The 20,621-nt window shown below is 69.6% G+C and carries 16 protein-coding genes; 9 read left to right on the plus strand and 7 right to left on the minus strand.

All coding sequences use genetic code 11. The features are described 5' to 3' along the window. The first annotated feature begins 6 nt into the window (after positions 1-6). Both LX88_RS29770 and LX88_RS29775 read left to right on the plus strand, forming a co-directional pair. Positions 7-2,013: a cellulase family glycosylhydrolase gene (locus LX88_RS29770; protein ID WP_258951083.1), complete on the plus strand. Its 2,007-nt coding sequence runs from the start codon at positions 7-9 to the stop codon at positions 2,011-2,013. Between the two features lie 116 nt (positions 2,014-2,129). Beyond that, the gene (locus LX88_RS29775) at positions 2,130-3,557 is read left to right on the plus strand and encodes a cellulose binding domain-containing protein (protein ID WP_258951084.1); all 1,428 of its coding nucleotides are present in this window, start codon (positions 2,130-2,132) and stop codon (positions 3,555-3,557) included. Between the two features lie 19 nt (positions 3,558-3,576). On the opposite strand, the gene LX88_RS29780 is transcribed toward LX88_RS29775, so the two are convergent. From LX88_RS29780 to LX88_RS29805, 6 genes are all read right to left on the minus strand, one after another. After that, positions 3,577-4,002: a nitroreductase family deazaflavin-dependent oxidoreductase gene (locus tag LX88_RS29780; protein ID WP_258951085.1), complete on the minus strand. Its 426-nt coding sequence runs from the start codon at positions 4,000-4,002 to the stop codon at positions 3,577-3,579. Between the two features lie 28 nt (positions 4,003-4,030). Next, positions 4,031-4,870 carry an expansin EXLX1 family cellulose-binding protein gene (locus LX88_RS29785; protein WP_258951086.1) on the minus strand — a complete coding sequence of 280 codons (840 nt, stop codon included), beginning with the start codon at positions 4,868-4,870 and terminating at the stop codon, positions 4,031-4,033. Further along, positions 4,867-5,829 carry a galactofuranose ABC transporter, permease protein YjfF gene (gene yjfF / locus LX88_RS29790; RefSeq protein WP_258951087.1) on the minus strand — a complete coding sequence of 321 codons (963 nt, stop codon included), beginning with the start codon at positions 5,827-5,829 and terminating at the stop codon, positions 4,867-4,869. Before yjfF ends, LX88_RS29785 begins: the two co-directional genes overlap by 4 nt. Beyond that, on the minus strand, positions 5,826-6,809 hold the full coding sequence (locus tag LX88_RS29795) for an ABC transporter permease (protein ID WP_258951088.1): 984 nt from the start codon (positions 6,807-6,809) through the stop codon (positions 5,826-5,828). The genes yjfF and LX88_RS29795 overlap by 4 nt, the downstream gene beginning before the upstream one ends. Positions 6,810-6,867: 58 nt before the next feature. Then, the gene (locus LX88_RS29800) at positions 6,868-8,400 is read right to left on the minus strand and encodes a sugar ABC transporter ATP-binding protein (RefSeq protein ID WP_258951089.1); all 1,533 of its coding nucleotides are present in this window, start codon (positions 8,398-8,400) and stop codon (positions 6,868-6,870) included. Between the two features lie 140 nt (positions 8,401-8,540). Next, positions 8,541-9,512 (minus strand): ABC transporter substrate-binding protein, encoded by a 972-nt coding sequence (locus tag LX88_RS29805; RefSeq protein ID WP_090064689.1) that lies wholly within the window; start codon positions 9,510-9,512, stop codon positions 8,541-8,543. Between the two features lie 163 nt (positions 9,513-9,675). Between LX88_RS29805 and LX88_RS29810 the strand changes: the two genes are divergently transcribed. From LX88_RS29810 to araA, 6 genes are all read left to right on the plus strand, one after another. Then, a complete protein-coding gene (locus tag LX88_RS29810) occupies positions 9,676-12,144 on the plus strand; it encodes an alpha-L-arabinofuranosidase family protein (protein WP_258951090.1) in 2,469 nt (822 codons plus the stop codon). Then, positions 12,141-13,577 (plus strand): family 43 glycosylhydrolase, encoded by a 1,437-nt coding sequence (locus tag LX88_RS29815; RefSeq protein WP_258951091.1) that lies wholly within the window; start codon positions 12,141-12,143, stop codon positions 13,575-13,577. Before LX88_RS29810 ends, LX88_RS29815 begins: the two co-directional genes overlap by 4 nt. Before the next feature lie 108 nt (positions 13,578-13,685). Beyond that, the gene (locus LX88_RS29820) at positions 13,686-14,672 is read left to right on the plus strand and encodes a LacI family DNA-binding transcriptional regulator (RefSeq protein ID WP_090065199.1); all 987 of its coding nucleotides are present in this window, start codon (positions 13,686-13,688) and stop codon (positions 14,670-14,672) included. Positions 14,673-14,976: 304 nt separating this feature from the next. Then, positions 14,977-16,650, plus strand: a complete 1,674-nt coding sequence (gene araB, locus LX88_RS29825; protein WP_258951218.1) for a ribulokinase — start codon at positions 14,977-14,979, stop codon at positions 16,648-16,650. Beyond that, positions 16,650-17,303, plus strand: a complete 654-nt coding sequence (locus tag LX88_RS29830) for an L-ribulose-5-phosphate 4-epimerase (RefSeq protein WP_090064685.1) — start codon at positions 16,650-16,652, stop codon at positions 17,301-17,303. The genes araB and LX88_RS29830 overlap by 1 nt, the downstream gene beginning before the upstream one ends. A gap of 17 nt (positions 17,304-17,320) precedes the next feature. Next, a complete protein-coding gene (araA, locus tag LX88_RS29835) occupies positions 17,321-18,823 on the plus strand; it encodes an L-arabinose isomerase (protein WP_090064684.1) in 1,503 nt (500 codons plus the stop codon). Here araA and LX88_RS29840 read toward each other — a convergent pair. After that, positions 18,793-19,620: an alpha/beta fold hydrolase gene (locus tag LX88_RS29840; RefSeq protein WP_258951092.1), complete on the minus strand. Its 828-nt coding sequence runs from the start codon at positions 19,618-19,620 to the stop codon at positions 18,793-18,795. The genes araA and LX88_RS29840 overlap by 31 nt on opposite strands. 155 nt (positions 19,621-19,775) lie before the next feature. Here LX88_RS29840 and LX88_RS29845 point away from each other — a divergent pair, with 155 nt between their 5' ends. Then, on the plus strand, positions 19,776-20,543 hold the full coding sequence (locus LX88_RS29845) for a hypothetical protein (protein WP_258951093.1): 768 nt from the start codon (positions 19,776-19,778) through the stop codon (positions 20,541-20,543). Positions 20,544-20,621: the final 78 nt, after the last annotated feature.

Below are 20,621 nucleotides of genomic sequence, written 5' to 3' on the forward strand. Positions count from 1 at the left end.
GGGTTCATGAACGGATCACGCAGGAGAGTGCACGCGGTCCTCGGCGCGGTGGTGGCCCTGGTGACCACCGTCGTGCCGGCGACGGCGTCCGCGGCCGCCGGGACCGGCTGCGAGATCACGTACTCCACGACGAGCCAGTGGCAGGGCGGTTTCGTCGCCGACGTCGCCGTGACCAACCGCGGCGCACCCCTCGACGGCTGGGAGCTGAGCTGGGAGTGGCCGTCCGGTCAGCAGGCGGGCCACGGCTGGAACGCGAAGATCACCGAGTCCGGTCATCAGGTCACGGCCGCGAACGCCGGGTACAACGCCAGGATCGCGACCGGCGCGACCGTGAAGTTCGGTTTCCACGGCACCTGGGCGGAGGCCAACACGGCGCCGTTGTCGTTCTCCCTCAACGGGGTCACCTGCGTCCACGGCGGCCCGCGCCTGACCGCGATGCAGCACACCGCGGCGATGCAGCCGGGGTGGAACCTGGGCAACACCCTCGACTCGACGGGCAGCGACGAGACGTCGTGGGGCAACCCGCGCATCACGGAGGCCCTGCTGGACAACGTGAAGGCGCAGGGCTTCAAGAGCGTGCGCCTGCCCGTGACGTGGAGCGCGCACCTGGGGCCTGACCACGTGATCGAGGCGGCGTACCTGGCCCGCGTCAAGGAGGTCGTGCGCTGGGCGTTGGCGCGCGACCTGTACGTGATGCTCAACATCCACCACGACTCGTGGCAGTGGATGCTGAACATGCCGGCGGAGCACGACGGCGTGCTCGCCCGGTTCAACGCGATCTGGACGCAGCTGACGGGCGCCTTCGCGGAGTTCGGGCCCAAGCTGACGTTCGAGAGCTGGAACGAGCCGCAGTTCACCGGGAGCACCGGCAAGCCGCAGGAGATCGAGCTCAACAGCGAGCTGAACGCGTCGTTCCACGACATCGTGCGCCGGTCCGGCGGCAACAACGCCACCCGCCTGCTGGTCCTGCCGACCCTGCACACCTCGTCCGAGCAGGCGTACGTCGACCCGCTGGTGGAGCAGATCCGCGGGTTCACCGACCCCAACCTGATCGCGACCGTGCACTACTACGGCTACTGGCCGTTCAGCGTGAACGTCGCCGGTGGCACGCGCTTCGACGCGACCGCGCAGAAGGACGTCACCGACTCGTTCGACCGCGTGCACGACAGTTTCGTCGCGCGCGGCATCCCGGTGGTCATCGGTGAGTACGGCCTGCTCGGGTTCGACCGCCACACCGGCACCATCGAGCAGGGCGAGAAGCTGAAGTTCTTCGAGTACCTCGGCCACTACGCCCGCACGAAGAAGCTCACCACCATGTTGTGGGACAACGGCCAGCATCTGAACCGCACCTCGGGGCAGTGGAACGACCCCGAGCTCTACGCGCAGATCAGGTCCAGCTGGACGACCCGCTCCGGCACCGCGTACACGGACCAGGTGTTCAGCGCGAAGTCGAGCCCCATCACCGCCAAGACCGTGGCGCTCAACCTGAACGGCACGAGGTTCACCGACCTCTACCACGGCTCCACGAAGCTGACGCGTGGCCGTGACTACACGATCTCGGGCGACCAGCTCACCCTGACCGCGCCGGCGCTGACGAGGCTGAGCGGCTCCCGGGGCTACGGCACGAACGCGGTGCTGACGGCCCGCTTCTCCCAGGGCGTGCCGTGGCGGTTCTACGTCATCACCTACGACACCCCGGTGCTGTCGAACGTCTCCGGGACGACAGAGGAATTCGAGATCCCCACGGCCTTCCGCGGTGACCAGCTCGCCACCATGGAGGCCAAGTACGACGACGGGACCAACGCGGGGCCGCACGACTGGACGTCCTTCAAGGAGTACGACCGGGCGTTCCGCCCGAACTACGCCGACGGGCACACCACCTTGACACCGGACTTCTTCGCCGCCGTCCGGGAGAACGCGCGGGTGACGCTGACGTTCCACTACTGGAGCGGCGCCAAGGTCACCTACGTCGTCGTCAGGTCCGGGAGCTCGGTGACCGGCACGACGGTCTGATCCGTCGGGGCGTCGAACGGGATCGCCCTCCCGTTCGACGTCATTCGACACTACCGTTGGTCTCCAACGACGTTCCGTGTTCGCGCAGCCATCCACAGTGGACTCAAGGAGCACAGGTGTACCGGTTCAAACCGGCGGCGGCCGCCGTCCTCACCGCCGCACTGACCGCGGCGGTCACGATCAGCAGCGTCCCGCAGGCCGGAGCCGCCGCGGGCTGCCGGGTCTCCTACCAGGTCACCCACGAGTGGCAGGGCGGCTTCAGCGCGGACGTGAACGTCACGAACCTCGGCGACCCGGTCACCGCGTGGAAGCTGACGTGGTCGTTCGGCGCCGCCCAGACGGTCACCCAGCTCTGGAACGGCACGGTGCGCCAGTCCGGCGCGCAGGTCTCGGTCGACAACGCGGGCCACAACGGCTCGCTCGGCACCGGCACCAGTGCCGGGTTCGGCTTCGTCGGCGCCACCAACGGCTCCGCGAACCCCGTTCCCGCCGGCTTCTCGCTCAACGGCACGGAGTGCACGGGAACGCCGCCCGCACCGGACCCGCTCAGCCAGGCGCACACGGCGGGCCGGGTCACCGCGTCCGGCCAGTACACCTGGCCGGGCGTCTACTTCGAGGGCAGGTTCCGGGGCACCGGCGTCGGGATCGTCCTCAACGACTCGGTGAACGACTACGACGTGCACATCGACGGCGCGACCGTCGCGACGCTGGTGACGCCGGGCAGGACGACGCACTGGGTCCGCGACCTGAGCAACACCGAGCACCGCGTGCGGCTGGTCAAGCGGACCGAGAGCACCTGGGCGGCGGGGGAGTTCGGCGGCTTCGTGGCGGCGAACGGCGGATCGATCCTGGCCAAGCCCGCCGCACGGACCCGGCAGGTCGAGTTCATCGGCGACTCGCTGACCGCGGGCTACGGCAACCTCTCGACCACCCGCGACTGCTCCGCGAACGGCGGCGTCGCCCGCAACACCAACACCGACATCAGCTTCGGAGCGCTGGCGGCGAAGGCGCTGAACGCCGACTACCAGGTCAACGCGTTCTCCGGCCGCGGCATGGTGCGCAACTACAACGGCGGCGAGCCTGGAACCAGCTACCGCACCTACTACGACCGGGCGCTGCTGCACGTCGACGGCGACGTGTGGCAGAACCCCGGCACGTGGCGCCCGCAGCTGGTCGTGGTCGGCCTGGGCACCAACGACTTCTCCACCGCCCTCAACCCCGGTGAGCAGTGGCCCGACCAGAACAGCCTGGTCACCGCGTACAAGTCCGCCTACCAGGGCTTCCTCGACAAGCTGCGCACCCGGTACGGCCCGGCCACGACGATCGTCGTGAGCGTCCCCGAGGCGTCCGGCGCGTTCGCGGACGCCGTCCGCCAGGTCGTGCAGGACCGCAACAGCCAGGGCGACAGCCGGGTCCGCCACTGGAACTACAGCGACCCGGCGCTGGACCGCCTCGGGTGCGACTGGCACTTCTCCGCCCGCGACCACCGGCTGATCGCGGGGAAGCTGCGCGACTACCTGGCGGGGCTGTCCCTGGGCTGGTGAGCGGGACAGCCCCAGGCGGTCACTTCGGGTCGAGCACGAACACCGGGATCTGCCGGTCGGTCTTCTCCTGGTACTCGGCGTAGCTGGGGTAGGCCGCGACGGCGCGCTCCCACCACTCGGCCCGCTCGGCGCCGTCGACCTCGCGGGCGACGTACTCCTTCACCACGGTGCCGTCCTGCAGGACGATCTCCGGGTGGGCCTGGATGTTGTAATACCAGGTCGGATGCTCGGGCGCGCCGCCCTTGGACGCGACGACCGCGTAGCTGCCGTCGTGCTCCACGCGCATGACCGGGGTGTAGCGCAGGGCGCCGGTCTTCGCGCCGCGCACGGTCAGCAGCACGATCGGCTTGCCGAGGACCAGGATGCCCTCGGTCGTCCCGGTCTCGAGGATCTTCTTCGTCTGCTCCTGGACCCACTCGGTCGGGCTGAGCTTCACATCTGCCATGTCACGATCAACGACGGCCGCGCCGGTCTCATTCCCCGGCGCGGGCGAACTGCACGTTCGTGGCCTGGACCGCGTCCGGCCTGACCGGCAGGGCGTCGACCACCAGGCGTTCGCCGTGGACGTCGGTGACCGCGATCGCCCCGCCGCACCCGGCGCCGTTCTCGGAGAGGAAGTAGTTGTACTCGGCGCGTTTCAGCTGCCGCCACTGCCCGCCCGCCTGGACCTCCAGCCGGGCCACGGGGTTGCGGTGGTCGAGCACCTGGATGCCGCACCAGTACTGGCTGGAACCGGTCTTGTAGCGGATCGCGATCGTCTTGGCCGTCTCCGGGCTGACGAGGGTCCAGGTGACCGGGATCTCGCCCTTCACGGGTGGTGCCAGCAGGGCGAACGCCTCGGCGCTGAGGTCCAGCTGCCCCGGACGGCACGGCGCGGGGCAGAGGTTCGTGATCCGCACCGTGATGCTCTTGCCGCCGGCCTGGACCAGGACGTGCGCGCCGCACGCGGCCGAGCCCTCGTAGTCCGCCTCGTTCATCGCGGCGGTCAGCGGGTCGGGGCCCGGGTCGTACGAACAGGCGCCGCCGCCGTCGGAGTCGTAGAACGTCGCGACACCCTGGCGAGGCTCACCCGGCTTGATCTTCCCGGCCAGGGGAGCAGCCGCCCGAGTCGTCGTGGTTGTGGTCGTCGTCGTGGAACTCGGGACCGACGTGGTCGTAGTGGTCGCCGGGGGCGGGGTGGTGGTCGCGGGCGCGGCGCTCGAGCCGGCCACGGGCGTGCCCGCGACACTTTGCGGATCCCGCAGCACCACCACGCCGACGGCCGCCACCAGCAACGCGAGCAGGACGAACAGCAGTGGGCGGGTGCGTCTCACCGCCGAACCATAGTCCGCTGCACGGCGATGAACACCAGCAGCAGAACACCGATCACGATCTTCGTCCACCACGAGCTGAGCGTGCCCTGGAACGAGATCAGCGTCTGGATCGTGCCGAGCACGAGCACGCCGACCAGCCCGCCGAGCACGTACCCGACACCGCCCGCCAGCAGCGTCCCGCCGATCACGACCGCCGCGATGGCGTCCAGTTCCATGCCGACGGCGTGCAGGCCGTAACCGGACAGCATGTAGAGGCTGAACAGCAGGCCGGCCAGCGACGAGCACAGCCCGCTGATGACGTAGACGCCCACCTTGACGCGGGTGGTCGGCAGACCCATCAGCAGCGCGGACGACTCGCTGCCGCCGACGGCGTAGACCGTGCGGCCGAAGCGGGTGCGGTGCAGCACGTACATCGCCGCGGCGACGACCAGCAGCGCGATCACCACGTTGTAGGTGATGGTCACGCCGCCGGGAAGTTCGATCGCGGCGGTGGCGACGTTGCGGAACGTCTTGTCCTTGATGGACACGGATTCCACGCTGATCAGGAAGCACAGGCCGCGGGCGAGGAACATGCCGGCGAGCGTGACGATGAACGGCTGGATGTCGAAGTGGTGGATCACCAGGCCCATCAGCAGGCCGAGCGTGGAGCCGGTGAGCAGCACCGCGAGGACCACCAGCGGCACGGGCCACCCCGCCTGCAGGCCCGAGGCCGTGACCATCGTGGACAGCGCGACGACCGAACCGACGGACAGGTCGATGCCGCCGCTCAGGATCACGAACGTCATGCCGGCCGCGAGCACGATCAGGAAGGCGTTGTCGATGAAGAGGTTCGCGATCACCTGACCGGACGCGAACCCGTCGTAGCGCGCCGAGCCGAAGCCGAACGCGAGGACGAACAGCACGACGGTCGCGAGCACCGGCAGGAACCGCGAGGGCACCCGTTGGGTGAGAGTGGTCATGATGAGACGGCCACCTTCCGGAAGCTCAGTGCGGCGCGGGCCTTCGGTGCCTGGAGCAGGCACACGGCGATGACGACGACCGCCTTGAAGACCAGCGTCACCTCAGGGGCGACGCCGATCGTGTAGACGGTGGTGGTGAGGGTCTGGATGATCAGCGCGCCGAGGAGCGTGCCGGTGAGCGAGTAGCGCCCGCCGGCCAGCGACGTGCCGCCGATGACGACGGCGAGGATCGCGTCCATCTCGATCCACAACCCGGCGTTGTTGGCGTCGGCCGCGCTGACGTTGGAACTGATCATCAGCCCGGCGATGCCCGCGCACACCGCGGCGAACACGTAGACGGTCCAGATGATCGTGCGCGACCGCACCCCGGCCAGCCGCGACGCCTCGGGGTTGACCCCGACGGCCTCGATCAGCATGCCGAGCGCGGTCTTCCGGGTCACGAACGCCACCAGCCCCAGCACCAGCAGGGCGATCAGGATCGAGACCGGCAGCACCACGAACCCGGCGCCGACCTGGCGGTAGGCGGTGTTGTTGACCGTGACGATCTGCCCCTCGGTCACGAGCATCGCGACGCCGCGGCCCGCGGTCATCAGCACCAGGGTCGCGATGATCGGCTGGATGCCGAGCCCCGCCACCAGGAACCCGTTCCACAGTCCCAGCGCCGCGCAGAGGACCAGTGCGATCGCCATTCCGGCGAACGCGGTGGCGGCACTTCCTGACGTTCCGATGTGGACACACGTCACGGCGCCCGCGATCGCCGCCACGGCGCCGACGGAGAGGTCGATGCCGCGGGTGGCGATCACCAGGGTCATGCCGAGGGCGATCAGCAGAGTCGGCGCGCCGTTCTTCAGCACGTCGACGAGGCCGCCGTAGAGGTGGCCGTCCTGCATGCGCAACGCGAAGAAGGACGGCGTCACGGCGAGGTTGAGCAGCAACAGCGCGACCAGCGCCAGCAGCGGCCACAGCAACCGGTTCTTCATGGGGTCACCTCTTCCGGTGCGGTCCGGCCGTGAGCGGCGGTGAGTTCGTCCTGGCGGTTCACGACACCACCTTCTCGGGCGCGGCCCCGCCCGCGATCAGCTCGACGACCTCGTCCACGCCGGTCACCGAGCCGTCCAGCTCGGCGATCTTGCGGCGGTCGCGCAGCACGACGATCCGGTCGGCGATGCGCACGACCTCCTCCAGTTCCGCGGAGATGAACAGGATCGCGGTGCCCTCCGCGGCGAGCGTGGTGACGAGCTGCTGGATCTGGGCCTTCGCGCCGACGTCGATGCCCCTGGTCGGCTCGTCCAGGATCAGCAGCCGCGGCTCGGTGACGAGCCAGCGCGCCAGCAGCACCTTCTGCTGGTTGCCACCGGACAGGGTGCGCACCAGCGCGTCCGGGTTGGCGGGCCGGATGTCCAGTGCCTTCAGGTACTTCTCGACCAGCTGGTCCTTGGTCCTGCGCGGCAGCGGACGGGTCCAGCCGCGGGCCGCCTGCATCGCGAGCACCAGGTTGTCGCGGATCGACAGGTCCGCGACGAGGCCCTCGCCCTTGCGGTCCTCCGAGCTGAACGCGATGCCCGCCGCGATCGCCGAACGCGGTCCGCGCAGCTTCAGCGGCGCGCCGTCCACGAGCAGCCTGCCCGAGTCCGCGCGGTCGGCGCCGAACAGCAGGCGGGCGAGCTCCGTGCGGCCCGACCCGAGCAGCCCGGCGAGGCCGACGACCTCACCCGCCCGGATGTCGAGGTCGAACGGTTCGATCGCGCCGCGCTTGCCGAGTCCTTCGGCCCGCACCAGAGCGGGACCGCTGGGCTTGCGCTTCTCCGCGGCGTCCTCGATGGCCTCCAGCGTGCCGAGGTCGCGGCCGATCATCTGCGCGATGAGCGTGCGGCGGTCCACGTCCGCGGTGAGGTGCTCACCGACGAGCGTTCCGTTGCGCAGCACCGTCATCCGGTCGGAGATCTCGTAGACCTGGTCGAGGAAGTGCGACACGAACAGGATCGCCACGCCCTCGTCGCGCAGCACCCGCATGATCCGGAACAGCTCCGCGACCTCGCCGGCGTCCAGACTGGACGTCGGCTCGTCGAGCACGAGGACGCTGCAGTCGATCGCGATGGCACGGGCGATGGCGACCAGCTGCTGCACGGCGATCGGGTGTTCGCTGAGGCTCGACGCCGGGTCGATGTGCACGCCGATGCGCGCCAGCACTTCCGCGGCACGGCGCCGCATCGCCGGGAAGTCGATGCCGCCGAGGCGGCGGGGTTCCCGGCCCAGCAGGATGTTCTCCGCGACCGTGAGGTTCGCGCAGAGGTTGACCTCCTGGTACACCGTGCTGATCCCGGCGTGCTGGGCCTCGCCGGGGGAGGAGAACGCCACGTCCTCGCCCGCCAGCGAGACCTGGCCGGCGTCGGGCCGGTGCACGCCGGTCAAGGTCTTGATGAGGGTGGACTTCCCGGCGCCGTTCTCGCCCATGAGGGCGTGCACCTCACCGGGGAACAGCCGGAAGTCGACGTCCTGCAACGCCTTCACGCCGGGAAACGCGAGGCTGATGCCCCGCATCTCGACGACAGGTGGCGGTGACTCGGTCATGGGCTCTGGCCTTCGTCGATGGGGCCGCGGGACCCGTCACGCGGATGCGCGCGAATGACGGGCCCCGCGGGGTCTGGGGTCTGGCCCTGCCCCGCAAGCCGCCGAACGGACTCGCGGGACAGGGCCGAACTGCCGGGAACTCAGTACTGGCGCTGCGGAAGCGCGGCCTTCGCCTGCTCCTGCGTGAACGTGCCCTCTTCGGTCACGACCCGCTCCGGCACCTGCTCGCCGGCGACGACCTTCTTCGTGAGGTCCATCAACTGCTTGCCCAGCAACGGGTTGCACTCGACGATGAAGTTGATCTCGCCGTTGGCCAGCGCCTGCATGCCGTCCTTCACCGCGTCCACGGTGATGATCTTGATGTCCTTGCCGGGCACCTTGCCCGCGGCCTTGATGGCCTCGATCGCGCCCAGGCCCATGTCGTCGTTGTGCGCGTACACCACGTCGATCTTCGGCTGGGACTTGAGGAAGGCCTCCATGACCTGCTTGCCGCCGGACCGCGTGAAGTCACCGGTCTGCGACGCCACGACCTTGATGTCCGGCTTGGAGGCGATCTTCTCCTCGAAGCCCTTCTTGCGGTCGATCGCCGGTGCCGCGCCCGTGGTGCCCTGCAGCTCCACGACGTTCGTCGGGCCGGAGGCGTTGGCCACCAGCCAGTCGCCGGCCTTGCGACCCTCCTCGACGAAGTCCGAACCGAGGAACGTCTTGTACAGCGACGTGTCGTCGGAGTCGATCGAGCGGTCGGTGAGGATCACCGGGATGTTGGCGCGCTTGGCTTCCAGCAGCACGGTGTCCCAGCCGGTCTCCACGACCGGGCTGAACGCGATCACCGACACCTTCTGCTGGATGTAGGAGCGGATCGCCTTGATCTGGTTCTCCTGCTTCTGCTGCGCGTCGGAGAACTTCAGGTCGATCCCGGCCGCCTTGGCCTCGTCCTGGATCGACTTGGTGTTGGCGGTGCGCCAGCCGCTTTCCGCACCGACCTGGGCGAAGCCCATCGTGATGGTGCCGCCGGCCGGGGTCGAACCGGTGTCCGCACCGCCTCCTGAACCGCACGCGGTGAGCGCGCTCAGCAGGACCACGCTGGCGACTGTCGTGATCTTCTTCAGCACTGGGGTTCCTCCGGGGTGACGACGGTGTCGCGGAGCTCGACCGCGTGTCCGCGGTTGTCAGGTGGACAAGAGTGAACGCTCACAACTGTTGCGTCAAGGCCTTGCTCGTAACGAGTTCGCAGCCCTATGTTAACGCTCACTTCCGAGCCTGGGGAGGAATCCCGTGCCCCGCAAGCACGTCCTGTTGAGCGCCGCTCTCGCGGCCAGCCTGCTGGTCGCCGTTCCCGGATCCGGGGCGGCTGCCGAAACCGACTACACGCTCAAGATCGACGCCACGAAGAAGGGCGCGTCGATCGACGACTCGATGTACGGCGTGTTCTTCGAGGACATCAACCGCGCCGCCGACGGCGGCCTGTACGCCGAGCTCGTCCAGAACCGCTCGTTCGAGTACGACCCGGCGGACAACGCGAGCTACCACGGCCTGACCTCCTGGGCACCGCACAGCGGCACCGTAGACCTCGCCGACGACAGCGGCCGGATGAACGAGCGCAACCGCCGCTACCTGAAGCTGGGGCTGCCCGCCGGGGTCATCAACTCCGGCTACAACAGCGGCATCGCGGTCCAGAGCGGCCAGCGCTACGACTTCTCCGTCTGGGCGCGAGCCGACCAGTCGGCGCAGCTCACCGCCACGATCACCGACCCGGCTGGCGCAACCCTCGGTGACCCGGTGAAGGTCCAGGTGAACGGCGACGGCTGGGCCCGCTACACCGGCACGGTCCGTGCGAAGAAGTCCACCACGACCGGCAGGCTGCTGGTCACCGGCGGCGGCACCGGGACCCTGCGCCTCGACATGGTCTCGCTGATGCCGCAGGACACCTTCAAGGGCCACGGCCTGCGCCGCGACCTGGCCGAGAAGATTGCCGCGCTCAAGCCCGGCTTCGTCCGGTTCCCCGGCGGTTGCCTGGTCAACACCGGCAGCCACTACGGCTACGACGCGCCGGGCTTCGAGCGCCGCCGCTCGTACCAGTGGAAGGACACCATCGGCCCGGTCGAGCAGCGCGCCACCAACTGGAACTTCTGGGGCTACAACCAGTCCTACGGCCTCGGCTACTACGAGTACTTCCAGTTCTCCGAGGACGTCGGCGCCATGCCGTTGCCCGTCGTCCCCGCGCTGGTCACCGGCTGCGGCCAGAACCGAGCCACGGACGACCCCGCGTTGCTGGCCAGGCACGTCCAGGACACGCTGGACCTGATCGAGTTCGCCAACGGTCCCGCCGACTCCACCTGGGGCCGCAAGCGCGCCGAGATGGGCCATCCGAAGCCGTTCAAGCTGACCCACGTCGCCGTCGGCAACGAGGAGAACCTGCCCGACGAGTTCATGGCCCGCTTCACGCAGTTCCGCGACGCCATCAACGCGAAGTACCCGGACATCACCGTCGTCAGCAACTCCGGGCCCGACGACACGGGTGGCAACTTCGACCGCCTGTGGCAGCTCAACAAGCAGGCCGGCGTGAAGATGATCGACGAGCACTACTACAACAGCCCGAGCTGGTTCCTGGAGAACAACAACCGCTACGACTCCTACGACCGCAACGGTCCCAAGGTGTTCCTCGGCGAGTACGCCTCGCTGGACAACACGTACTTCAACGCGCTGAGCGAAGCGGCGTTCATGACCGGTCTCGAACGCAACGCCGACGTCGTGAAGCTCGCCTCGTACGCACCTCTGCTGGCCAACGAGGACTACGTCCAGTGGCGCCCGGACATGATCTGGTTCAACAACCACGCGTCGTGGGGCTCGGCGAGCTACGAGACGCAGAAGCTCTTCATGACCAACGTGGGCGACCACGTCGTGCCGAGCACCGCGTCCGCCACGCCGTCGACCCAGGCGCCCATCACCGGCGCGATCGGGCTCTCGACGTGGGCGACCGCCGCCACCTACGACGACGTGAGCGTCACCGGTGCGTCCGGTCAGGCGTTGTTCCGCGACGACTTCTCCGGCACCGACGCGCAGTGGACGAAGTCCGGCCGCGGCGCGTGGAACGTCGTGAACGGCGCGTACGTCCAGTCCGATGCCGCCGCCGAGGACACGCTCGTCACGGCGGGGGACAGGACCTGGCGTGACTACACGCTGAACCTCAAGGCCACCAAGCAGTCCGGGCGCGAGGGCTTCCTCGTCGCGTTCGGCGTGCAGGACACCGGCAACTACTACTGGTGGAACCTCGGCGGCTGGAACAACACCCAGTCGGCGGTGGAGAAGGCCGTCGGCGGGGCCAAGAGCACGCTGATGACCAACGGCACCCGCATCGACGCCGGCCGCACGTACGACGTGCGCGTCGAGGTCCGCGGACGGCACGTCGCACTGTTCCTCGACGGCCAGAAGTGGGGCGAGTTCACCGACGACAAGCTCGCCGAGCCGTTCCGCCAGGTCGTCACCCGCGACCTCGCCACCGGTGAGCTGATCGTCAAGGTGGTCAACGCCCAGGACAACGCCGCCCGCACGCGCGTCGACCTCGGCGTGCCGGTGGCCTCGACGGCGCGGGCGACCGTGCTGCAGGGCCGTCCCGACGACGTGAACACCGAGTTCAGCCAGCCGATCCGCGCTCGTGCCGAGCAGGTCAGGGTGGCGAGCAGCTTCACCCACACCTTCCCGCCCCACTCCGTCACGTTCCTCCGGATCAGGAGCCGCTCGTGATCACCCGACGATCTCTGCTGGCCACGGGCGGCGTGCTCGCCGCGACCGGGGCGCTCAGCTCCGCCGCACCCGCCGCCACCGCCGCCGAACCCGCCGCGGAGGTGCCGACCCGCACCCCGCTGGTCGAACAGCGCGCCGACCCGTTCATCACGCCGCCGACCGACGGCATGTACTACCTGACCGGGTCCGTGCCCGAGTACGACCGGGTCGTCATCCGTGGTGCGTCCACTCTGGACGGTCTGTCCGCCGCCCGTGAGCGCACCATCTGGCGGCGGCCCGCGTCGGGCAGGATGGGCGGCTACATCTGGGCGCCGGAGCTGCACCGCATCGACGGCAAGTGGTACGTCTACTTCGCCGCGGGTGACAAGGACGAACCGTTCCGGATCCGCACCTACGTGCTGGAGTCGCCGAACGCCGACCCGCGCGAGGGCGGCTGGGTGCTGCGCGGGCAGATGATGACGGCGTGGGACACGTTCACCCTGGACGCGACCACCTTCGCGCACCGGGGCAAGCGCTACTTCCTGTGGGCGCAGAGCGAACCCGGCATCGCCACCAACACGAACCTCTACATCGCCGAGATGGCCTCGCCGCTCGCGTTGAAGACGGCGCCGGTGCGCATCGCGACGCCGACGCTGCCGTGGGAGGTGCAGGGCTTCAAGGTGAACGAGGGGCCCGCGGTGCTGGTCCGCAACGGCCGGGTGTTCGTGACGTTCTCCGCGAGCGCCACCGACGCCCGTTACTGCATGGGCCTGCTGACCGCCGACGAGAACGCGAACCTCCTCGACGCGCGGTCGTGGACGAAGTCGCCGAACCCGGTGTTCGCGACTCACGTGCCGACGTCGCAGTACGGGCCGGGGCACAACTCGTTCACCACGGTGGGTTCCACCGACGTGCTCGTCTACCACGCCCGCGACTACCGCGACATCACCGGTGATCCGCTGTTCGACCCGAACCGGCACACCCGCGTGCAGAAGCTCCACTGGAACGCGGACGGCACACCGTCGTTCGGCGTTCCGGTCGGTCGCGGCGGTCCGATCGCGCGGCTGTCGCCTGTGGACGCGCCCTCGCTGGTGCTGCGGCACTACGAGTACCGGCTGCGGGTCGACGGCAACGTCCGGGACGTCGCCGACAGCCAGTTCCGCTTCGTGCCGGGATTCCTCGGTGCCGGCACGGTCGCGCTGCAGTCGGTGAACTTCCCGGACCGGTACGTGCGGGTCGACGGGGACGTGTTCCGCATCGACCCGTTCGAGGACACCGACGCTTACGGTCGCGCGGCGAGTTTCGTTCGTGTACCGGGACTTGCGGACCGCGCCGCGGTGTCACTGCGTGCCGGCGCGGACACGTATCTGGCCCACGACAACGGCCGCGTCGTGTTGTCCAGACCAGGAAGCGACCGCGACGCGCGCCGACGTGCCACATTCCGACTCGAATAAGTGGACAATGAGCACTGCATCGAAGCCGACCTGGTGTTATCGCTAACATCACCGGCTCAGATCGAAGATCGGAGACCGCTCGTGGAGAAGACGTCGCGTGACCCCGCGATGACCGATGTGGCACGACTTGCCGGGGTGTCGCACCAGACGGTCTCGCGTGTGCTCAACAACCACCCGAACGTCCGCGAGCAGACCCGGCTCCGGGTGAAGGCGGCCATCAAGGAACTCGACTACCGGCCCAACCGCGCGGCCCGCGCGCTGGTCACCGGCAAGACGCAGCTCATCGGCGTGGTCGCGCAGAACTCGACGCTGTACGGCCCGGCCTCGCTGCTGTCCGCCTTCGAGGAGGCGGCGGGCGCGGCCGGGTTCGCGGTCAGCGTCGGCAGGGTCAAGGTCCTCGACCGCGACTCCATCGCCGCGGCCGTGGAACGCCACCGCGACCAGCGGGTGGCCGGCATCGTCGTGATCGCGCCGAACTCGTCCGCGGCGGACGCACTGGCCGACGTGCCGGCGGGCGTGCCCCTGGTGACCGTGGACGGCGACCCGGACCGCCCTACCCCGCTCGTGACCGTCGACCAGGCGAAGGGCGCGTTCGAGGCCACGAAGCACCTGATCGACGCGGGCCACGAGACCGTCTGGCACGTGTCCGGCCCAGCGGACTGGTTCGACGCGGCGGGCCGCGTGCAGGGCTGGCGCGCGGCGCTCGACGCCACCTCGGCCGAGGTGCCCCCGGTCGTGGCGGCCGACTGGAGCGCGGCGTCGGGCTACCGGGCAGGCCAGATGCTGGCCAGGATGCCCGAGGTGACGGCCGTGTTCTGCTCGAACGACCACCTCGCCCTCGGTGTGCTGCGCGCGATGAGCGAGCGCGGCAGGAGGGTGCCCCACGACGTGAGCGTCGTGGGCTTCGACGACGTGCCCGAGGCGGCGTACTTCATCCCGCCGCTCACCACCGTGCGCCCGGACTTCGCCGCGGTGGCGCACGAGACGCTCGGGCTGCTGCTCGAGCAGGTCAGCGACGGGGAGACGACCCGTCCTCAGCGGACGGTCGCACCGATGCTGGTGAAGCGGGACAGCGTGGCCCCGCCGCCCCGGTAGGTGGGCTGGGCGAGCCGGGTGGGACAAGTCGGACTGGAGAGGCTGGGCAGGGGGAGCGGCCTCTCCTGTTGAAAGCTGTTCACGTGGTGACTGCGGCATCGCATCGGGTGAAGCCCCGCTGCGCAACCAGGCCGTTCCCCTGCGCGGGCCCCGCTCCCGTGCCGCTCCCGCACTGGTCCCGGCACGGACGGGATTGTCGTGCGCTCACGCCGCAACCATTTCCCCCACTCGCAGGGAAATCACGATGTATCGGGCACATCTTGACTCCCTGATTGTTAGCGATAACACTCAGGTCGTGACTGACATGACGATCGACCGCGACGCGTGCGTGGTGGGTGTCGACTTCGGCACGCTGTCCGGCCGCGCCGTGGTCGTGCGCGTCCGCGACGGCGCCGAGCTCGGCACCGCTGTGCACGAGTACCGCCACGGAGTGGTGGACCAGGTGCTGCCCGCGACCGGCCGGCCGCTACCGCCGGAGTGGGCGCTGCAGGTCCCCACCGACTACCTCGACGTCCTGCGCACCGCCGTCCCGCAGGCCGTCGAGGCGGCCGGGATCTCCGCGGAACAGGTGGTCGGCATCGGGACCGACTTCACCGCCTGCACGATGGTGCCGGTCACCGCGGACGGCACGCCGTTGTGCGACCTGCCGGAGTTCGCGGAGAACCCGCACGCCTACATCAAGCTCTGGCGCCACCACGCGGCCCAGCCGCAGGCGGACCGCATCAACGAGCTCGCCCGTCAGCGCAAGGAGCCGTGGCTCGCGCGCTACGGCGGGCTGATCTCCTCGGAGTGGGAGTTCGCCAAGGGGCTGCAGGTGCTGGAGGAGGCACCCGAGGTCTACGCGGCGATGGAGCACTGGGTCGAGGCCGCCGACTGGATCGTCTGGCAGCTCACCGGTACGTACACGCGCAACGCCTGCACCGCCGGCTACAAGGGCATCCACCAGGACGGCCGGTACCCGAGCGACGACTTCCTCGCCGAGCTCAACCCCGAGTTCGCGACGTTCGTCGCGGACAAGCTCGACCACCCGCTGTCCGCGCTCGGCGACCGGGCCGGCGGACTGACCGCGCAGGCCGCGGAGTGGACCGGGCTGCCCCAGGGCATCGCGGTGTCGGTCGGCAACGTCGACGCGCACGTCACGGCGCCCGCCGCGCAGGCGGTCGGGCCCGGCCAGATGGTCGCGATCATGGGCACCTCCACGTGCCACGTGATGAGCGGCGACGTGCTGCGCGAGGTGCCGGGCATGTGCGGTGTCGTCGACGGCGGCATCGTGCCGGGGCTGTGGGGCTACGAGGCCGGGCAGAGCGGCGTCGGCGACATCTTCGCGTGGTTCCTGCGCAACCAGGTGCCGCCCGCCTACCACGAGCAGGCGAGCGAGCGCGGCATCACGGTGCACGACCTGCTCTCCGAACTGGCGGCCGGCCAGCAGGTCGGCGAGCACGGGCTCGTCGCGCTCGACTGGCACAGCGGCAACAGGTCCGTGCTGGTCGACCACGAACTGTCCGGTGTGGTCGTCGGCCAGACGCTCGCCACGAAGGCCGAGGACGTCTACCGCGCACTGCTGGAGGCCACGGCGTTCGGCACGCGGATGATCATCGACACCTTCGTCGACGCGGGCGTGCCGGTGACCGAGTTCGTCATCGCCGGCGGGCTCGTCAAGAACACGCTGATGATGCAGATCTACGCCGACGTCGTGAACCTGCCGCTGTCGGTGATCGGTTCGGCACAGGGACCCGCACTCGGCTCCGCGATGCACGCCGCGGTGGCGGCGGGCGCGTACCAGGACATCCGGGAGGCGTCGGACTCGATGGGATCGGTGCGGCGCAGCGTCTTCACGCCCGTGCCGGAGAACGTCGAGGCGTACGAACGGCTCTTCCACGACTACCTCGAGCTGCACGACTACTTCGGCCGGGGCGCCAACGATGTCATGCACCGGCTGCGCGAGTACCGCCGCGCCGCCCTGGAGGGGAAGAGCTGATGTCCGCAACGGCAGAACTCCGCCGCACGGTCGCCGAACTCCACCGCGAGCTGACGCGCTACGAACTGGTGAGCTGGACGGCGGGCAACGTGTCCGCGCGGGTGCCAGACCAGGAGCTGATGGTGATCAAGCCGTCGGGGGTGTCCTACGACGAGCTGGGACCGCACGCGATGGTCGTGACGGACCTGCACGGGAAGCTCGTCGAGGGTGAGCTCGCACCGTCCTCCGACACCGCCGCTCACGCGTACGTGTACCGGCACATGCCGCACGTCGGCGGCGTCGTGCACACGCATTCTCCTTACGCGACAGCGTGGGCGGCGCGCGGTGAGCCCATCCCGTGCGTGCTCACCATGATCGCGGACGAGTTCGGCGGTGACATCCCCGTCGGGCCGTTCGCTTTGATCGGCGACGACTCGATCGGCAAGGGGATCGTGGAGACCCTCAGTGCCAGCAGGTCTCCCGCCGTGCTGATGCGCAACCACGGCCCGTTCACCGTCGGTGCGACCGCCCGCGCCGCCGTCAAAGCCGCGGTGCTGGTGGAAGACGTCGCCCGTACCGTCCACTTCGCACTCCAGCTCGGCAAGCCGGACGTGATCGAACAGCAGCACGTCGACCGGCTCTACGAGCGCTACCAGAACGTTTACGGCCAGTGAGCCCAGAAGGAGAGCACATGCCGGACAAGCCCCAGATCTGGTTCCTCACCGGCAGCCAGCACCTCTACGGCCCCGAGACGCTCGACCAGGTCGCTGCCCAGTCGCAGCAGATCCAGCGGATGCTCAGCGAGTCCGGCCGGATCAGCGCGGAGATCGTGTGGAAGCCGGTGCTGACCGACTCCGGCGCCATCCGCGCGATCATGCAGGAGGCGAACAACGACCCGTCGTGCGTCGGCGTGATCGCGTGGATGCACACGTTCTCGCCCGCGAAGATGTGGATCACCGGGCTGGACCTGCTGCGCAAACCGTTGCTGCACCTGCACACGCAGCTCAACGAGGCACTGCCGTGGTCCACCATCGACATGGACTTCATGAACCTCAACCAGGCCGCGCACGGTGACCGCGAGTTCGCCTACGTGCAGACCCGGATCGGGGTGGCGCGCAAGACGGTCGCCGGGCACGCGAGTGATCCCGTGGTGGCCGAGCGGATCGACGGCTGGGCCCGTGCCGCCGCCGGTCGCGCGCACCTGCGCGGCCTGAAGCTGGCCCGGTTCGGCGACAACATGCGCGACGTCGCCGTGACCGAGGGCGACAAGGTCGAGGCGGAGCTGCGGTTCGGCGTCTCGGTCAACACCTACGGCGTCAACGACCTCGTCGCCGTGGTCGACGCCGTGCCGGACGCGAGCATCGACCTGCTCGTCGCCGACTACGCCGAGACCTACCGGCTCTCGGCGGAGCTGGCACGCGGGGGAGAGCGGCACGACTCGCTGCGCTACGCGGCCCGCATCGAGATCGGTCTCCGGTCCTTTTTGGACGACGGCGGGTTCGGGGCGTTCACCACGAACTTCCAGGACCTCGGCGGACTGCGGCAGCTACCGGGTCTCGCCGTGCAACGGCTGATGGCGGACGGCTACGGCTTCGGCGGTGAGGGCGACTGGAAGACCTCGGCGCTGCTCGCGGCCGTGAAGGCCATGGGCACCGGCACCGGCCGCGGCACGTCGTTCATGGAGGACTACACCTACCACTTCGGGCCGGGCACGCCGAAGATCCTCGGCGCGCACATGCTGGAGGTCTGCCCGACGATCGCCGCGGCCCAGCCGTCCTGCGAGATCCACCCGCTGGGCATCGGCGACCGCGAGGACCCGGTGCGGCTGGTGTTCGACGCGGCGCCCGGACCCGCCGTGGTGGTCGGCCTGGCCGACATGGGCGACCGGTTCCGCCTGGTGGCCAACGAGGTCACGGTGGTCGAGCCGGACGAGCCGCTGCCGAAGCTGCCGGTCGCACGGGCCGTGTGGCAGCCGGCGCCGTCGCTCTCGACGTCGGCGGAGTGCTGGCTCACCGCGGGCGGCCCGCACCACACCGTGATGACGCAGGCCGTCGGGGCCGAGGTGCTGCGCGACTTCGCGCAGATGGCCGCCACGGAGCTCGTGCTGATCGACTCCGAGACGACCCCCGCCTCGTTCATCGACCGGCTGCGCTGGAACTCCGCCTACCACCGCCTGGCGCTGGGAATCAGCTGACGAGCGTGGAACTCGGCGATCTGCCGCCACATCGCGACGGGGTTGGAGTACATGGGGAGGTGCCCGCTGTGCGGGATCTCCGCCAGCTCCACCCCGTTCGCGTCGAGCAGCGGCAGGTACGAGAGGTTGGCGCACTGCTCGCCGTAGAGGTACATCCGCGGACAGGGCAGTGACACGAACTTCTGGAGCAGGTTCCCGTGGTCGGCCAGTTCGACCATCGAACGGAAGACGGTGGAGACGGCACCGCGGCGGACCTTGTTGGGAAGGTTCGCCGCGTACAGGCCGCCGCCGTAGCAGGGCGTCTCCCGGCTCCGTTCGGCCAGCCTGAAGAGGAAGTCGCCGGGATCGCGGTGGTTCAGCGCCTCCCTGCTCAGCACGCAGTCCTCGGGGGCGAGCACGCCCTTGATGTTGACGAAGCTCATCACCCGGCCAGGTTCCTTGTGCGCCAGCAGGAGCGCCGTGAGCGCGCCCGTCGAGTGCCCGACCACGTGGAACCGGCCGATGCCCGCGCGGTCGAGCACCGCCCGCGCGGTCTCCGCCAGGAACGGCAGGTCGACCTCTCCCAGGGCGGCGCACTCCGTGGCGCCCGCACCGGGTGCGTCGTAGGCGAGGAACGGGCGTCCGGCGAAGTCGTGCCGCTGGAGGACGTCGAGGTAGTCCTCCTTGCTCGTGCCGAATCCGTGCAGGAAGACGACAGGGGCGTCGACGCCCCCGCGGCGCACCGAAGCGACCTTGAGGTTCACCCCGTGGATGCGCAACGGGATCTGCTCGTGGACGACTCTGTCTGCCGATGACATGGCTGTTCCCCGGTTCTTCGCAGGTGCGGTACTGCGGAATGAGTCGAGAGCATGCCATCAGCTGTGAACGCTCACAAGTGGTTGAACTTTTTGCTTTCCCGGTCCGTACTCCACTTGTGCCGGCACAAAACGTCCCCAAGTCGTGAGGTTCGAATATGTCGAGAGCGCATGCACGACCGCAACGGAGCAAGCGGGTGCTCGTGGCCGGAGTCGCCGTCGCCGCGACGTTGACCGCGGTGACCGCGGCCGTCGCCTTCGCCGGCGGGGAGACCGTCACCGGTTCGATCGCGTGTCCGCAGCCGGTCGTTCCGGCAGTACCGGCCGCGGCGCAGGCCGAGGTCCAGCGAGAGCTGGCCAACCTCGACAAGCAGATAGCGGAGGCGAACAACCGGCTGCGCACGTCGGCCGGGGAAGGCGGGCCGAACTTCGTGCAGAACGCGATCCTCGGCCCGCTGGCGAGCAAGCGGGTCGCGGCGCTGAACCGCATCGAGACCGCCATCGGCAGGGTCGCGGAGAAGCCAGAGGGGCTGGAGAGGTTCGCGACCTGCGGGCTTGGCCAGGCGCCTGCCGTGTCCGCACCGGCGGCGACGACGCAACCGGCGTCGACGAGCGCTGACGCCGGCACCGGTTCGGCGGCCGGGCAGGTGATCGAATGCCCGCTTCCGGTGGTGCAGAACGTTCCCGCGGCCGCGCGCGCCGAGGTCGACCGCGAGCTCGCCAACCTCGGCAAGCAGCTGGCCGAGGCCAACGAACGGCTGCGCACGTCGGCCGGCCAGGGCGGGCCGAACTTCGTGCAGAACGCGATCCTCGGCCCGCTGGCCAGCAAGCGGAACGCGGCGCTGGACCGGATCGCGATCTCCATCGGCCGCGTGGGGGCGCGGCCTCAGGGACTGGAACGCTTCGCCACCTGCTCGCTCAAGTAACTCTCCTCGGGGTTCGAGCGCGCGGGACCCGTCTCCTCGGGGGCGAGCGTTCCACGGGGCCTGCCGGGCGGACGCGCC

This window comes from Lentzea californiensis (assembly GCF_024648825.1).
Classification (GTDB): domain Bacteria; phylum Actinomycetota; class Actinomycetes; order Mycobacteriales; family Pseudonocardiaceae; genus Lentzea; species Lentzea californiensis.

Coding starts and splice junctions, on each gene's coding strand:
- LX88_RS29770 (WP_258951083.1), top strand. CDS start 7: ATGAACGGATCACGCAGGAGAGTGCACGCGGTCCTCGGCGCGGTGGTG.
- LX88_RS29780 (WP_258951085.1), bottom strand. CDS start 4,002: ATGGCAGATGTGAAGCTCAGCCCGACCGAGTGGGTCCAGGAGCAGACG.
- yjfF (WP_258951087.1), bottom strand. CDS start 5,829: ATGACCACTCTCACCCAACGGGTGCCCTCGCGGTTCCTGCCGGTGCTC.
- LX88_RS29795 (WP_258951088.1), bottom strand. CDS start 6,809: ATGAAGAACCGGTTGCTGTGGCCGCTGCTGGCGCTGGTCGCGCTGTTG.
- LX88_RS29800 (WP_258951089.1), bottom strand. CDS start 8,400: ATGACCGAGTCACCGCCACCTGTCGTCGAGATGCGGGGCATCAGCCTC.
- LX88_RS29820 (WP_090065199.1), top strand. CDS start 13,686: ATGACCGATGTGGCACGACTTGCCGGGGTGTCGCACCAGACGGTCTCG.
- araB (WP_258951218.1), top strand. CDS start 14,977: ATGACGATCGACCGCGACGCGTGCGTGGTGGGTGTCGACTTCGGCACG.
- LX88_RS29830 (WP_090064685.1), top strand. CDS start 16,650: ATGTCCGCAACGGCAGAACTCCGCCGCACGGTCGCCGAACTCCACCGC.
- araA (WP_090064684.1), top strand. CDS start 17,321: ATGCCGGACAAGCCCCAGATCTGGTTCCTCACCGGCAGCCAGCACCTC.
- LX88_RS29840 (WP_258951092.1), bottom strand. CDS start 19,620: ATGTCATCGGCAGACAGAGTCGTCCACGAGCAGATCCCGTTGCGCATC.
- LX88_RS29845 (WP_258951093.1), top strand. CDS start 19,776: ATGTCGAGAGCGCATGCACGACCGCAACGGAGCAAGCGGGTGCTCGTG.